Raw genomic sequence first — 13273 nt, forward strand, 5'->3', positions numbered from 1 at the left:
AGCTACAACGGCACTCCCCGATACTCCCTGTTCGCCAGGCTTGCCTCTTCCAGGTCCAGGTCGCGCTCGATCCGGCGCCGCGTCTCGTCGGTGATCTGGCCGTCGCGCAGGAGGTCGTGGATGAACTTTCGCTCGGCGACGATCAGGTCGCGGGTCAGGGCGGTGCCGGCGGCGGAGACATCGTGATGGTTGGGGTCGAGTGAATCCGGAAGCTGGTTGACACGAATCTCGTGACGCGCGCGCAGGAGCCGCATCACCTCGTCCGACACATCCTTTTCCTCGGTCATTGCGTCGAGCGACTTCAGCGCCGCCTCGAGCGCCTGGCGGCGTGCCGCGATCTCGGCCTCGTGCTCGGCGACATGCTCGTTGCGGCCGGCCTCGGCGACACCGAGCCAGCGTACCACCGGCGGAAGCGTCAGGCCGACGCCGATCAGCGTCACGAAGATGACTCCGAAGGCGACGAACAGGATCAGGTCGCGATACGGGAAGGCATTGCCATCCGGCAACGTGAACGGCAGCGCCAGCGCGGCTGCCAGCGACACCGCGCCGCGCACGCCGGTGAAGGCGAGCACGAACGGCCATTGCCATGGCGGCGATGGGTCACGCTTGCGCAGGCTCTTGCTCAATATCCGCGGCAGATAGATCGCAGGATACAGCCAGACGAAGCGTGCGATGACGATGACCGCCAGGACCACCGCGGTCGCGATCATGATATCGTCGAGCGGAAACGCCTTCGACTTCTCGTAGAGTGCCCGCATCTGGAAGCCGGTGAGCAGGAATAGCAGGCCCTCGATCAGGTAGATGATGAGATCCCAGAAGAAGATGCCTTGCAGGCGGGTCGACGCCGAGATCAGCAGCGGCCCGTTCCAGCTCACATAGAGGCCGCAGGCCACGGTCGCGATCACGCCGGAGCCGCCGAGATGCTCGGGCAGCCAGTAGGACACGTAGGGCGTGATCAGCGACAGCGTCAGCTCGACCTGCGGATCCCTGGACCATTTGCGGAAGCGAAGGGAGAGCCAGCCAATGCCGATGCCAAAGGCGATCTCGCTGGCGACGATGAGGACAAACTCGCCGGCCGCCAGCGGCAGTGAGAAATGGCCGACCATGATGGCCGCAAGCGCGAAGCGGTAGAGGATCAGGGCGGTCGCGTCGTTCGCGAGCCCTTCGCCCTCGAGGATGACCAGAAGCCGGCGCGGTATGTTCAGACGGCGCGCGATCGCGAGCGGCGCCACCACGTCGGGCGGCGCGACGATGGCGCCCAGCAGGAATCCGATGGTCCAGGGCAGGCCGATCACATAATGCGTGGCACTCGCCACCAGCGCTGCGGTGAAGATCACCGCGCCGACCGCGAGCAGCACGATCGGCCGCAGATTGTTCCTGAACTCGCGCCAGCTCATCGCGACGCTCGCCGAGTAGATCAGCGGCGGCAGCACCATCAGCAGCACCAGTTCCGGCGGCAGTTCCACCGGCGGCATGCCCGGCACGAAGGCGAGGCCGACGCCGGACAGCATCAGGAGAATGGCGGGTGCGATGTTGAAGCGGCGGGCGACCAGCGCGGTGCCGGCCAGCACCGTGAGCAGGATGAGAAAGGTCTGAAATTTCGCTGCGATCATGGCCTGTCTTGGCCCGGAAGCGGCCAAAAGGTCAATGCGTCGCGGCTCACGCCAGCCGTTCGGCCACCATGCGTCCGACGCGCGCGAACACGGCTTCGATCTGCGCGGCGTTGGGCCTGCCGCCCTGGGTATAGGCCGCGATCAGGATTGGTACATCCGCCTTGTTGTCGAGCTTGGGCCAGACGACCGCGATATCGCCCGACGCATCCTTGCCGTTGTTGCCGGTCTTGTCGCCGATCTTCCAGCCTGCCGGCAGGCCGCCGCGCAGCCGGTTGGCGCCGGTCTTGCAACCCACCATCCATTCGGTGAGCTGGGTCCGCGAGGCCGGCGACAGTGCTTCGCCTACCACCAGCCGCTTCAGATTGCCGGCCATCGCCGCCGGCGTCGTGGTGTCCCGGGGATCGCCGGGCGGTGAGCGGTTGAGCTCGGGCTCGTTGTGGTCGAGCCGCGAGGTGGTGTCGCCGAGCGATCGCCAGAAGGCCGTGAGCGCGGCGGGGCCGCCGATCCGCGCCAAGAGCAGGTTGGCGCAGGTGTTGTCGCTGAGCTCGACGATCGCCTTGCACATGTCGGTGACCGACATCGCGCCGGCGGCGAGATTTTGTTTGGCGACCGGAGCGTAGTCGAGCAGGTCGGCCTTGCCGTAGGGGATCATGGCCGCACGCTGCTCCTCGCCGCGATCGGCCCGCGCCAGCACGCAGGCCGCGAGCGAAGCCTTGAACGTCGAGCACATGACGAAGCGCTCGTCGGCGCGCCATGCGAGCTTCGCGCCAGTCGCGAGGTTCTCGGCATAGACCCCGATCCGTCCGCCGCTCTCGCGCTCGTAGGATTCGAGCTCCGGCGGTGCGTCTACGGCGAACGCGGGGGAGGCGGCCATCCAGCACAGCGAGGCAAGCAGGGTACGGCGGTCGAGAGGCATAGGGGACTTTCAGACATCGTCATTGCGAGCGCAGCGAAGCAATCCAGAATCTCTCCGCGGAGACAGACTGGATTGCTTCGCTGCGCTCGCAATGACGGAGAATGCGGGGCGAGTGTGCCGGATTTCGGGCAGTGCGAGGGTGCCCTCACTCCCTCAGGTCATACCGGTACGACTTCGACACGATCTGCCAGCCGTCGGCGAGCTTCATCGCCACCAGATAGTCCGTGAAAAAGCGCGGCGGCAGCTGGCACCTGACCTTGATGAAGGCGGTCTTGTCATCCGAGCGGTCGATGGTGACGATGAAATCCTCGCGCGGCTTGCCTTCGGCCTTGCCGGAGGGGCGCTTGCGGACGCGGTCGAGCCAGTCGGGCACGGTCAGCACCTGAAGCTCGCCCTTCTCGACCCAGCGCAAATCGGCGGAGGGATGGAAGATGGCGCCGAGTTTTTCGGCATCGCCCTCGTAAAGTCCGTCGAAATAGGATTGCACGACAGCTTCGACGCTCGAACGGTTCTGGCTCATGGGTCATCCCTTTGAATGATGGCTTGGGGCGAACTTAGTCGTACACATCAAAATGCGCTATGGGTGTCTGCGCCAATTGGGCGAGGACGCTGGAATGACCGGATCAGAAAATTCGAACGCTCGTATCCTCACCGGCGAATGCTATTGCCGTGCCGTGCGCTACGAGGTCGCGGACGCGTTCTCTTACGCGCTGAACTGCCACTGTTCGAACTGCCGCCGCACCACCGGCTCCGCCTTCAAGCCGTTCGCCGGGATCGTGCAGGACAAGCTGCGCATCGTCCGTGGCGAGGACCAGCGCCTCATCTATGGCGACGACACAACCCACGACGCGCACTGCGCCCATTGCGGCTCGCTGCTTTATTCCCGGGTGCGCGAGGGGAAATGGGTCCATGTCGCCATGGGAACCCTGGTTGACGCCCCCTCGATCCGGCCGAGCGCCCACATTTTCGTGGGCTCGAAGGCGCCCTGGCATGAGATCACGGACGAGCTGCCGCAATACCGGGGACACATCGGGGGTGACTGAGCGCATACTTGGCCTGCGCCAGCGAACCGCTATCGCTCTGGCGAGACTAAAGAGTTCCTTGGCAGTTTGCAGGCATCGTCTTCGTGATCTCCATCACAAATGCGATGGCGGATTCTGCTAAGGCAATCCCCAAAGGGCGACCGAATTGCTCCCGATCTCTGGAAGTTCTGTCATGCGTAGCCTGCTCGGACTTTGTCCGCTTTTTCTGGCTCTCTTGTTCGGCGCTGCGCCCGCTCTCGCCGGAAAGCGCGTGGCGCTGGTCCTTGCCAACTCGTCGTATCAGTACGCGCCGTCGCTCGCGAACCCCGTCAATGACGGTGCAGTGATGGCCAAGACGCTGAAGGACGCCGGCTTCGAAATTGTGGAGTCCCGGCATGATCTGTCCGCGTTGGAGACGCGGCGCGTGCTGCGCGATTTCGCCGATGCGACGCGCGATGCCGACATCGCCGTGATCTACTATGCCGGCCACGGCATCGAGGTCGAAGGTTCGAACTATCTGATCCCTGTTGACGCCAAGCTCGAACGCGACACAGATGTCTACGACCAGGGGCTGTCGCTCGACCGCGTCCTGGTCACGGTCGAGCCCGCCAAGCAGCTTCGCCTGGTGATCCTCGACGCCTGCCGCGATAATCCGTTCGGCAAGACCATGAAGCGCACGGTTGTCTCGCGCGGCATCGGCCGCGGCCTGGCCCAGGTCGAGCCGAACAGCCCCAACACGCTGATCGCGTATTCGGCCAAGGCCGGCTTCACGGCGCAGGACGGCGATGGCGCCAACAGCCCCTTTACTATGGCACTGTCGAAGCATCTGACGACGCCGGGCCTCGACGTCCGTCGCGCCTTCGGCTTCGTGCGCGACGACGTGCTCAAGTCGACCGGCAACAAGCAGGAGCCGTTCGTGTACGGCTCGCTCGGCGGCGAGGACGTGCCGCTGGTGCCGGTCAAGGTGGTCGCGGCCGCTCCGGTGGCGCCGGTGGCGAACCCGCAGGCCGCCGATATCCGCCGCGACTACGAGCTCGCGCTCCAGGTTGGCAACAGGCCGGCCTGGGAGGCATTCCTGGCCCAGCATCCTGACGGCTTCTATGCGAATCTCGCCAAGCTTCAGGTCGAAAAAATCGGTGCCGAGCAGGCCCATGCGGCGGCCACCGAGAAGGCGAAGCAGGCCGAGGCCGAACGCGATCGTCTTGCCGCCCACGGCGCGCAGAAGGATGCGCAGGCCAAGGCCGCGGCTGATGCGAAAGCCGCCGAGCAGGCGCAGCTCGCCGCGCAGAAGGCCAAGGAGCAGGTGCAGCAGCAGGCGGCCGCGGCCGAGCAGCAGCGCGTCAACCTCGCCGCGGCGGCGCCAGGTGCTGCACCCGCCAGCACGGCGAGCCCCGCCGGCACCAGCGTCGCTTCACTGACGTCGACGACCACGCCGGTCGACCTCAGCCGCTTGGTGCAGACCGAGCTCGGCCGCGTCGGCTGCTTCTCCGGGCAGGCCGATGGCAACTGGAATACGACTTCGCGGCGCTCGCTGTCGCAGTTCAACCGTTACGCCGGCACCAGGCTCGACGTGAAAGTGGCGAGCACCGATGCGCTCGATACGGTCAAGTCAAAGCCGTCGCGCGTCTGCCCGCTGGTCTGCGAGCACGGCTTCAAGGCCGACGGCGACAAGTGCACGAAGATCGTTTGCCGCGAGGGCTATGCGATCAACGACGACAATGAGTGCGAGAAGCAGCGCATCGCCAAGCCTGCGACGGTCAAGCCTGCGACGGCCAAGCGCGCAACCGCCAAGCGCGACGACGGCGATGAGCGTTCCGCACGGCAGCGCCGTCAGGCCGGTGGCGCGGCGGGCGGCTATGGTGCCGCCGCGGACATTGCGGCTGCCGCGAGCGCCGGCCGCGCCTCGGGTGGCGGGCAGATTTTCTGCAATGGCGGCAGCTGCCGCCCGGTCAACCGCGGCTGTCATCTCGAATATCGCGGCGGCGGCGGCCCCGGCAACGACGCCAATGCCGAGGTGTGCAACTAGGATCTCGCCTTCGACGTCGTCGTCTCGGCGCTTGCCGGGACGACGTCAGTTCGAGATCGCGCTCGCCGCGATGTTCACCGTCAGCGCCAGCAGCGCCGTGTTGTAGATGAACGACACGATGCCATGCGCGGTCGCGGTGCGGCGGATGGTCTTGTCGGTGATGCCGACGTCGGAGACCTGCGCGGTCATGCCGATCACGAACGAGAAATAGACGAAGTCCCAATAATCGGCGTGATCTTCCTTATCGCCGCTCGGAAACTGCAATCCGCCCGGCGGGTGCCGGTAATAATCATGGGCGTAATGCAGCGCGAAGGTCGTGTGCACGGCGGCCCATGACAGCGCGATGGTGGCGATCGCGATGGTCAACTCCCACGCCCCGCGATGCGGCGTGCCGAGCTCAGACATGATCGCTGCGATGCTTGCGAAGGCGCCGATCGCCGTCACCAGCAGGATCACGAAGCGGCCGTCGTCCTGCATTGCGGCACTACGGCGGATGTGCTGCTGGTCGTTGCACAGCATCATCGCGTAGACCAGCACGAGATAAACCGCGATCAACGCATCCCAGCCGAACAGCAGCCGCGTCACCAGCCGGTGCGATCCCGGTAGCAGCAAGCAGACCAGGATGCCGGCAGCGAGCGCGATGAAGGTGCGCGGCCGCGCGTAGATCAGCCGCATCGGCCGCGACATCTTGCGGAAGCGGACGAGGACGGGATCGTCTTTGTCGGTGGCCATGATGGCTCCAGCCCTCTCGCTCAACTCTCGTTGTCGCCGCAGCGGCGGCCTGTTCCCGCGCCCCGCTTGCGGCGAGAGGGTTGGGGTGAAGGGGCGCCTCCGCAAGGACGGTGAGAGCTGGATTCGCGGAGGCTCCCTCTCATCCGATATTCAAGCCGCGCCTGAATATCGACCTCTCCCCGCAAGCGGGGCGAGGTGAAGATCGTGCACTACATCAGTTCTTTCGCTCGGCGACGAAGCGCGCGGCGGCTTGCAGCACGGCGGCGCGGTCGCCGAAGATCGACACGGCGCCGTCGGCCCGCGCGAGCAGGTCGCGCACGCGCTGCTTGGCGCCTTCGATGCCGAGCTGGGTGACGAAGGTGGTCTTGCCGAGCGCGGCATCGGCGCCGGCCGGCTTGCCGAGGGCCGCCGCATCGCCTTCGACGTCGAGCAGATCGTCGGCGATCTGGAAGGCTTCGCCGAGCGCGCGGCCGTAATCGTCGAGCGCCTGATATTCCTTTTGCGAGGCCTGACCGAGGATCGCGCCCGCGATGCAGCCGTAGCGCAGCAGCGCACCGGTCTTCATCTGCTGAATGCGGGCGACATCGATCGGCTCGTTGCCGCCAAAACGACCTTCGCCGGCGAGATCGAGAATCTGGCCGCCGACCATGCCGCCGATGCCGGCGCAGCGCGCCAGCGCGCGCGTCAGCAGGAGGCGCACATTGGCGTCGCGGTGGATCTCATCGCGGGTGATGATGTCGAAGGCGAGCGTCAACAGGCCGTCGCCGGCGAGGATCGCGGTCGCGTCATCGGTCTTCTTGTGCAGGGTGGGACGGCCGCGGCGCAGGTCCGAATTGTCCATCGCCGGCAAATCGTCATGGATCAGCGAATAGCAGTGGATGCATTCGAGCGCGGCGCCGGCGAGCAGGGCGGCCTCGCGGGGAACGCCGAACACGGCGGCGCTCTCGACCACCAGGAACGGCCGCAGACGCTTGCCGCCGTTCAGGCTCGAATAGCGCATTGCGTCCATCAGTCGCTTGGGACGGGCGATCTCATCGTGCAGGATGTCGTCCGCCAGCAGGCGTCCAAGCAGGGCTTCGGTGTCATCAGCGGTCTTGTCCAGGCGTTTGGCGAAATCGGACGGGGACGTGCCGGTCATCAAGAAGGGCTCCAGAACTAAAATTCGGCGGGACAATCCTTTATGCGCCCGCCTCAGTCAATCGTTTGGAAGGCCTAAAAAGTGCTGGAAAAGGCCAGAATTATCACAGACTTAATGGCGGGATCCGTGGCCGCGTTTCATTTTGCGCCGGAAAGGTCGATTTGCGCATCGTCAAGACCCTGCTGGTAGCGCTCGTGGTCGTGGCTCTCGCGCCCTACGTGATCGCGCCGTTCTACCGCACCGGCCATCCCGTTTCGACGCTGATGGCCTGGCGGTCGCTCCGGGGTGCGCCGATGCATCGGGAGTGGATTGATCTGGCCGCGATGTCGCCCTCGCTGCTGCGATCGGTGGTGGCGGCCGAGGACGCCCATTTCTGCAAGCATCATGGCATCGACTGGGGCGCGCTGCGCGAGGCGATCGACGATGCGAAGGAGGACGGTACGCCCTTCCGGGGCGCCTCCACCATCACCCAGCAGGTAGCAAAAAACCTGTTCCTCTGGCAGGGGCGGGATTTTGTCCGCAAGGCGCTGGAATTCCCGCTGGCGTTGTGGATCGATCTCGTCCTGCCCAAGGCGCGAATCCTCGAGATTTACCTCAACATCGCCGAGCTCGGTCCCCAGGGCCAGTTCGGGGTCGAGACGGCCAGCGCCTATGCCTTCGGCAAATCGGCGGCCAACCTCTCGCCCCGGGAGGCGGCACTTCTGGCCTCGATCCTGCCCAATCCGGTCAAACGGAGCGCCCGGACCCCCGGGCCTGGCGTCCGCCGGCTGGCGGGGACCTATGTAGCGAGGGCGCAGGCGAACTCGCTTTTGACCTGCTGGCGGGAAAATCGCTGATTTTGAGCCCTTTTCGGACGTATTTTCCGGTCCAAAAGCCTAGATTTACGGCCAGCCTTCCTCTATAAGCCCGGCCTTGATCGGCATTCAGCTCGCCTCGGTTTGCGGGTGCTGAGCCGTCCCCTCGCGGACGATGCCCTGACAACACCAATCCCTAGAGGATATTGAAATGGCCGTTCCGAGAAGAAAAACCTCGCCGTCGCGTCGTGGCATGCGCCGCTCGGCAGACGCCATCAAGAAGCCGACCTATGCGGAAGACAAGGACTCCGGCGAGCTCCGTCGTCCGCACCATCTCGACCTCAAGACCGGCATGTACAAGGGCCGTCAGGTCCTGAAGAAGAAAGAGTCCTGAATTTAGGACCTTTCTCCGGGCAGGATCATTTCGCCTGCCTGATTTCGGCCACCCAATGAGATATGACAATGACGGCGGCGGAGCTAATGCTTCGCGGCCGCATTGTCCTGTCCGGATATCTTGATCGAGAAGGCATTTCGCCGATGGTCGGTTTCCCGCTGCTCCTGATCCCGCTCGCGGTCTACAACATCATCGCCTTCCTGATGCCGTCCGTGTCCTTTACGGACGTGCTGTTCAAGGTGCCGATGATCACGGGCGAGACCTGGCCGGTCACGCTTGCCGACGTGATGCTCGCGCTCGGTATCGTGTTGCTGCTGTTAGAGGTGGTCAAAGGCGCGCGGCCCGGCTCGAAATTCCTGATGGATCATCTGCTGTCGCTGATCGTGTTCGGTGCTGCCGCGGCCGAATTCGTGATGTGGCCCAAGTTCGGCAACTCCACCTATTTCCTGCTGGTGCTGCTCGCGATGGCCGATTTCCTCGGCGGTATCGCCCAGCGCACGCGCCGCCGCGTCACCTATGTCGCGGAGACGACAGTGCCGGCGCCGCGCAAGGCCAAGCGCCAGGCCGAAGCGGCAGCGGACGACGCGGCGCCCGAACCCAAGTTCGAGCCGGTGTCTGCGCCGGCGGTGCCACCCGCGCCTTCAGCGCAGTCGGTCGCCGAATCCGTGCTGAAGGATCATCCCGCGCCGAAGCCGGTGAACCCGCCCTCGCCGGAAATTCCCTCGCCGGATTTGCAACCGGGCAACGGCACGCCGCCGTCTCCCGACGCGCCGCGCTGATCGTGAGTCGCCGCCGCAATGGCGGTGCGCTCCCTCTCCCCGCAAGCGGGGCGAGGTGAAGGGCACCACCTCTCTCAGCAAATTCGTCGTGCTTAAGCCACCTGTCGCGTGCGCGCGGTGACGCTTCCGAGCGGGCGCTTGTCGCCATAGGCCATCTGCGCATCCTCGGACGAGGCGCGGCGGAGCCGGCTGGCCTGGGGCAGGTGCTCGGCATTGGCGATGAGTTGGGTGACGAAGCTCGGATCAGGACGGGGCAGCGGCGCCTTGTGGAGCCACTGCAACGTCGGCAGCAGCGGCACCAGGGCCGTGCCCCTGCCGTTGTCCGTGCAGTCCGATCGATCAGTACTTAACATCGCAATCACCGTTGATCCGGCGAGGCCTGTCGCGTTTCGAGACGCCGGCGCCGGTGCGTGTCATGTACTCGCAAGGCCTATGCCGGCCGGGCCGGTTTGGTTCCGCGGGCCTGCGAAACATGGTTTCCAAATTGTTTATGAACTTTGCCTAGAGTCGGAGTCGAATCTGGCCGTATTCTGTGCCGACTCAGGACTCCCTGCTGTCCCGAAACGAGGCGATTTTGACCCCTGCATTGCCGCAAGCCTCCGACATCCTGGCCGCTCTTGGTCAGGCCGTTTTCGCCTGGGACATCGCCAGCGATTCCATCGTGTGGGGTGAGCAGGTCGCCAGCGTCTTTCCCGGCATCCCGCCCGAGCGGCTCGCGACCGGCGCCGAATTCGCCAAGTTGATCGAGCCCGCACAGACGCTGCGGACCGTCGCGCTGGCGCAGACCTCGCCGGTGCACGGCGCCGACGGCACGCCCTACCGGGTCGAATATGGCGTGCGCATGAGCGCCGCCGATGCCGTGGTCTGGATCGAGGAGACCGGCCGCTGGTTCGCCGGCCCCGATGGCCGCCCGGTGCGCGCGATCGGCTCCATCCGCATCAACAATGAGCGCCACGCCCGCGACGAGGAATTGACCAAGCTGGCCCGGCTCGATCCGCTGACCGGCGAGCTCAATCGTTCCCACCTGATCGCGGCGCTGGCCGAGGCGATCGAGGAGACGACCCGCTTCCGCTCGACCGCAGCCTTCATGCTGGTCGGCATCGATCATCTCGCCCGCGTCAACGACGCCTTCGGCTTCGATGTCGCGGACGCCGTGATCCTCGACGTGGCCAAGCGCATCCGCGCCCGCCTGCGCGGCGGTGACGTGCTCGGCCGTTTCTCCGGCAACAAGTTCGGCCTGATCCTGAAGAACTGCACCGTCGATGACATGAACGTCGCCGCCGAGCGCTTCCTTGCCGGCATCCGCGACGAGGTGGTGCCGACCAAATCCGGCCCGGTCTCGGTCACGGCATCGATCGGCGCGGTCAGCGTGCCGCGCTATGCCCGCAGCACCGACGAGGCCGTCAATCGCGCCCATGAGACGCTGGACGCGGCCAAACAACGCCGCGTCGGTTCGTTCGCGGCGTGGCGCCCGGATGCCGCGCGAGACGCACAGCGCCGCGTCAACATCCGTGTCACCGACGAGATCGTCACCGCGCTGAACGAGCGCCGCATCAAGCTCGCTTATGAGCCGGTGGTCGCGGCCGCCTCGCGCGACTGCGCGTTCCACGAATGCCTGGTGCGGATGGACCAGGGCGACGGCCAGGTGCTGCTCGCGCCCGACATCGTGCCGGTCGCCGAACGGCTCGGCCTGATCCGCCTGGTCGATCACCGCGTGCTCGAGCTCGTGGTCGCCGAGCTCGCGACCGCGCCCGACATCTGCCTCAGCCTCAACATCTCGCCTGATACGACGATGGATCCGGACTGGTGGGCGGGAATTGAGTCGCTGATGCTGGCCCATCCCGGCGTCGCCGAGCGGCTGATCGTCGAGATCACCGAGACGGTCGCGATCCAGGACATCGATGACGTGCGCGGCTTCGTCACGCGGTTGAAGAATTTCGGCAGCCGCATCGCCATCGACGATTTCGGCGCCGGCTACACCTCGTTCCGAAACCTGCGCAAGCTCGGCGTCGACATCGTCAAGATCGACGGCGCCTTCGTGCAGAACATCACCCGTTCCGCCGACGACCGCGCCTTCGTGCAGACCCTGATCGACCTCGCCCGCCGCCTCGACATCAAGACGGTCGCCGAGTGGGTGCAGGACGAAGAGGCCGCCGCCATGCTGCGCGACTGGGGCTGCGACTACATCCAGGGCCGCCTGATCGGGCTCGCCTCAGCCGACCGCCCATGGGGCACGCCGCCGGACAGCGCGCTGCCTGCAGCGAGCTGAGATATCGTAGGGTGGGCAAAGCGAAGCGTGCCCACCATCGACACCACGCGGCGAGAGAGATGGTGGGCACGGCGCAAGCGCGCCTTTGCCCACCCTACGATTGCGCTTGTGGGCTCGGCTCTCTCTTCCGTCATTGCGAGCGCAGCGAAGCAATCCAGTATCTTTCCGCGGCGGCAGTCTGGATTGCTTCGCTGCGCTCGCAATGACGATGAGGCAGCTACGCGACGCAAATACCGGGCACCGCGATCTTCTGGAACAGATGCGGGCTTGCGACTGCGGATGCGGGGTAGGCGGCGATCTTAGCGCGGAATTCCGGGTGGGTGAAAGCGGCGCGGAAATGCGCGTTGGATTCCCACACCGCGTAATTCAGATAGGTCGGGCTGTCGCCGACGGCGCGGTGAAGCTGGGTGGAGATGAAACCGGGCTGGCGCTTCATGAAGGCGGCGTCGTCCTGCCACGTCTTGAGGAAGTCCTGCTCATCCTCGGCGTCGAGCGTGAAGACGTTGACGAGCACCACGGGGCCGGTTTCGAGCGCGATCTGACGGTCGATCGGGAAGGCAGGGTCGAGGGGACGCATGAGGGGCATGACATTGCTCCGGTCAATTTGGTGTCATAATGTCAATTCGACAGTCCCGGATCTAGCTAATTGACATCATGATGTCAATACGGAGCAATAGTGCCAAATGAACAAGACCAAACGGACCCCGGCGGGCGAAGCCCTGACCGGCCTCATCCTCGACCTGTTCCGCGCCAACAGCCTGCTTCTGACCGCTGGCGACCGGCTGGTGACGTCGCTCGGCCTCACCAGTGCGCGCTGGCAGATCCTGGGGGCGATCGCCGACGCCGAGCGCCCGGAGCCGGTCGCCTGGCTCGCCCGCAATCTCGGCGCCAATCGCCAGAACGTGCAGCGCATCGTCAACGACCTCGAGCGGGATGGTCTCGTCGTGTTCGAGACCAACCCGCATCACCGCCGGGCGCAGCTCGTGGTCCTTACCGACAAGGGCAGGCAGGTCTACGACGCCGCCGGCCGGTTGCAGGTCCCCTGGGTCAACGGCCTTGCGGATGGATTGTCGGTCAGGGATATCGACGTGGCCCATCGCGTCGTGACCGCACTGCGAGCCGGTCTGAAAGACGCCGGTGAAGCGAACGAGTAAGCAAGCGAGGCGCCGGGAGACACGAGGCGTACATCGTGTGAGCCCATTTCGGACTCAAATCCGCCGCCGACTCAATCGATGTATCCAAATGCGGTTGGAGGCATGTCCTGAGTTGGGGAATTTGCCATGAGTGATGAAGATTTAATGCGTCATAAGAGACAGAAGCTGATTTCCACTGCCGAAGATATCGTGCGTGATGAGTCTTTCGAACTCTTGTCGCAGCAGCTCTGCGAAGGCGCTAGCTTTTCGGACGATGAATCCCCGTCGAACGACGTTTTTTTGCTTCTTGAGGAGAATGCGCGGCTTCGTGCGCTTGCCATCAGCCTTTCCAGCCTGGTCGGAGACCTCTCCGAACGGGAGTGGAGCAATGCGCTCGCATCGGCCGATCGTGCCACGCTCAATCGCCTGAGGTCGTGTCGGGCGTAACGATAGAGAG

Annotated in this window: 15 protein-coding genes; 8 read left to right on the forward strand and 7 right to left on the reverse strand. The window is 65.2% G+C overall.

Annotated elements, in window-relative coordinates:
• Positions 1-2: 2 nt before the first annotated feature.
• The 3 genes from ABIB95_RS13070 to ABIB95_RS13080 all read right to left on the reverse strand — a co-directional run bounded on the left by ABIB95_RS13070 (position 3) and on the right by ABIB95_RS13080 (position 3049).
• Positions 3-1613 (reverse strand): Na+/H+ antiporter, encoded by a 1611-nt coding sequence (locus ABIB95_RS13070; RefSeq protein WP_354239828.1) that lies wholly within the window; start codon positions 1611-1613, stop codon positions 3-5.
• Positions 1614-1659: 46 nt separating this feature from the next.
• Complete coding sequence (bla, locus tag ABIB95_RS13075; protein WP_166347806.1) at positions 1660-2529, reverse strand: class A beta-lactamase; 870 nt, start codon at positions 2527-2529, stop codon at positions 1660-1662.
• Positions 2530-2674: 145 nt separating this feature from the next.
• Positions 2675-3049 carry a nuclear transport factor 2 family protein gene (locus ABIB95_RS13080; RefSeq protein WP_007598116.1) on the reverse strand — a complete coding sequence of 125 codons (375 nt, stop codon included), beginning with the start codon at positions 3047-3049 and terminating at the stop codon, positions 2675-2677.
• 94 nt (positions 3050-3143) lie between these two features.
• On the opposite strand from ABIB95_RS13080, the gene ABIB95_RS13085 reads away from it, so the two are divergent.
• Together ABIB95_RS13085 and ABIB95_RS13090 are read left to right on the forward strand one after the other, a co-directional pair.
• Positions 3144-3572 (forward strand): GFA family protein, encoded by a 429-nt coding sequence (locus tag ABIB95_RS13085; protein WP_354239831.1) that lies wholly within the window; start codon positions 3144-3146, stop codon positions 3570-3572.
• 172 nt (positions 3573-3744) lie between these two features.
• Positions 3745-5577, forward strand: coding sequence for a caspase family protein (locus ABIB95_RS13090; protein WP_354239833.1), 1833 nt, complete (start codon positions 3745-3747; stop codon positions 5575-5577).
• A 45-nt stretch (positions 5578-5622) separates the two neighbouring features.
• Here the strand turns inward: ABIB95_RS13090 and ABIB95_RS13095 are convergent, their stop codons facing one another.
• Entirely contained in the window at positions 5623-6309 is a 687-nt protein-coding gene (locus ABIB95_RS13095) for a DUF1345 domain-containing protein (protein WP_063980020.1), read from the reverse strand.
• A 214-nt stretch (positions 6310-6523) separates the two neighbouring features.
• Positions 6524-7447, reverse strand: a complete 924-nt coding sequence (locus tag ABIB95_RS13100) for a polyprenyl synthetase family protein (protein ID WP_028149141.1) — start codon at positions 7445-7447, stop codon at positions 6524-6526.
• A gap of 161 nt (positions 7448-7608) precedes the next feature.
• On the opposite strand from ABIB95_RS13100, the gene mtgA reads away from it, so the two are divergent.
• The 3 genes from mtgA to ABIB95_RS13115 all read left to right on the forward strand — a co-directional run bounded on the left by mtgA (position 7609) and on the right by ABIB95_RS13115 (position 9414).
• Positions 7609-8283 carry a monofunctional biosynthetic peptidoglycan transglycosylase gene (mtgA, locus tag ABIB95_RS13105; RefSeq protein ID WP_063980018.1) on the forward strand — a complete coding sequence of 225 codons (675 nt, stop codon included), beginning with the start codon at positions 7609-7611 and terminating at the stop codon, positions 8281-8283.
• 169 nt (positions 8284-8452) lie between these two features.
• The gene (gene rpmF / locus ABIB95_RS13110; protein WP_028149139.1) at positions 8453-8635 is read left to right on the forward strand and encodes a 50S ribosomal protein L32; all 183 of its coding nucleotides are present in this window, start codon (positions 8453-8455) and stop codon (positions 8633-8635) included.
• Between the two features lie 143 nt (positions 8636-8778).
• Positions 8779-9414 (forward strand): hypothetical protein, encoded by a 636-nt coding sequence (locus tag ABIB95_RS13115; protein ID WP_071917057.1) that lies wholly within the window; start codon positions 8779-8781, stop codon positions 9412-9414.
• A gap of 92 nt (positions 9415-9506) precedes the next feature.
• On the opposite strand, the gene ABIB95_RS13120 is transcribed toward ABIB95_RS13115, so the two are convergent.
• Positions 9507-9767 carry a hypothetical protein gene (locus ABIB95_RS13120; protein WP_354239835.1) on the reverse strand — a complete coding sequence of 87 codons (261 nt, stop codon included), beginning with the start codon at positions 9765-9767 and terminating at the stop codon, positions 9507-9509.
• A 221-nt stretch (positions 9768-9988) separates the two neighbouring features.
• Here ABIB95_RS13120 and ABIB95_RS13125 point away from each other — a divergent pair, with 221 nt between their 5' ends.
• Positions 9989-11683 (forward strand): EAL domain-containing protein, encoded by a 1695-nt coding sequence (locus tag ABIB95_RS13125; RefSeq protein WP_354239837.1) that lies wholly within the window; start codon positions 9989-9991, stop codon positions 11681-11683.
• 217 nt (positions 11684-11900) lie between these two features.
• Here the strand turns inward: ABIB95_RS13125 and ABIB95_RS13130 are convergent, their stop codons facing one another.
• Positions 11901-12269: an antibiotic biosynthesis monooxygenase family protein gene (locus ABIB95_RS13130; protein ID WP_354239839.1), complete on the reverse strand. Its 369-nt coding sequence runs from the start codon at positions 12267-12269 to the stop codon at positions 11901-11903.
• A 97-nt stretch (positions 12270-12366) separates the two neighbouring features.
• On the opposite strand from ABIB95_RS13130, the gene ABIB95_RS13135 reads away from it, so the two are divergent.
• Both ABIB95_RS13135 and ABIB95_RS13140 read left to right on the forward strand, forming a co-directional pair.
• Positions 12367-12837 (forward strand): MarR family winged helix-turn-helix transcriptional regulator, encoded by a 471-nt coding sequence (locus ABIB95_RS13135; RefSeq protein WP_028149135.1) that lies wholly within the window; start codon positions 12367-12369, stop codon positions 12835-12837.
• Positions 12838-12963: 126 nt separating this feature from the next.
• Positions 12964-13263, forward strand: coding sequence for a hypothetical protein (locus tag ABIB95_RS13140; RefSeq protein WP_038942196.1), 300 nt, complete (start codon positions 12964-12966; stop codon positions 13261-13263).
• Positions 13264-13273 lie beyond the last annotated feature (10 nt).

This window comes from Bradyrhizobium sp. LA2.1, from assembly GCF_040547725.1.
Lineage (GTDB): Bacteria > Pseudomonadota > Alphaproteobacteria > Rhizobiales > Xanthobacteraceae > Bradyrhizobium > Bradyrhizobium barranii.

What these genes read in the sequence shown, in the direction of transcription:
- ABIB95_RS13070 (WP_354239828.1), bottom strand. Translation starts at nt 1,613, where the DNA reads ATGATCGCAGCGAAATTTCAGACCTTTCTCATCCTGCTCACGGTGCTG.
- bla (WP_166347806.1), bottom strand. Translation starts at nt 2,529, where the DNA reads ATGCCTCTCGACCGCCGTACCCTGCTTGCCTCGCTGTGCTGGATGGCC.
- ABIB95_RS13080 (WP_007598116.1), bottom strand. Translation starts at nt 3,049, where the DNA reads ATGAGCCAGAACCGTTCGAGCGTCGAAGCTGTCGTGCAATCCTATTTC.
- ABIB95_RS13085 (WP_354239831.1), top strand. Translation starts at nt 3,144, where the DNA reads ATGACCGGATCAGAAAATTCGAACGCTCGTATCCTCACCGGCGAATGC.
- ABIB95_RS13090 (WP_354239833.1), top strand. Translation starts at nt 3,745, where the DNA reads ATGCGTAGCCTGCTCGGACTTTGTCCGCTTTTTCTGGCTCTCTTGTTC.
- ABIB95_RS13095 (WP_063980020.1), bottom strand. Translation starts at nt 6,309, where the DNA reads ATGGCCACCGACAAAGACGATCCCGTCCTCGTCCGCTTCCGCAAGATG.
- ABIB95_RS13100 (WP_028149141.1), bottom strand. Translation starts at nt 7,447, where the DNA reads ATGACCGGCACGTCCCCGTCCGATTTCGCCAAACGCCTGGACAAGACC.
- rpmF (WP_028149139.1), top strand. Translation starts at nt 8,453, where the DNA reads ATGGCCGTTCCGAGAAGAAAAACCTCGCCGTCGCGTCGTGGCATGCGC.
- ABIB95_RS13115 (WP_071917057.1), top strand. Translation starts at nt 8,779, where the DNA reads ATGGTCGGTTTCCCGCTGCTCCTGATCCCGCTCGCGGTCTACAACATC.
- ABIB95_RS13120 (WP_354239835.1), bottom strand. Translation starts at nt 9,767, where the DNA reads ATGTTAAGTACTGATCGATCGGACTGCACGGACAACGGCAGGGGCACG.
- ABIB95_RS13130 (WP_354239839.1), bottom strand. Translation starts at nt 12,269, where the DNA reads ATGCCCCTCATGCGTCCCCTCGACCCTGCCTTCCCGATCGACCGTCAG.
- ABIB95_RS13135 (WP_028149135.1), top strand. Translation starts at nt 12,367, where the DNA reads ATGAACAAGACCAAACGGACCCCGGCGGGCGAAGCCCTGACCGGCCTC.
- ABIB95_RS13140 (WP_038942196.1), top strand. Translation starts at nt 12,964, where the DNA reads ATGAGTGATGAAGATTTAATGCGTCATAAGAGACAGAAGCTGATTTCC.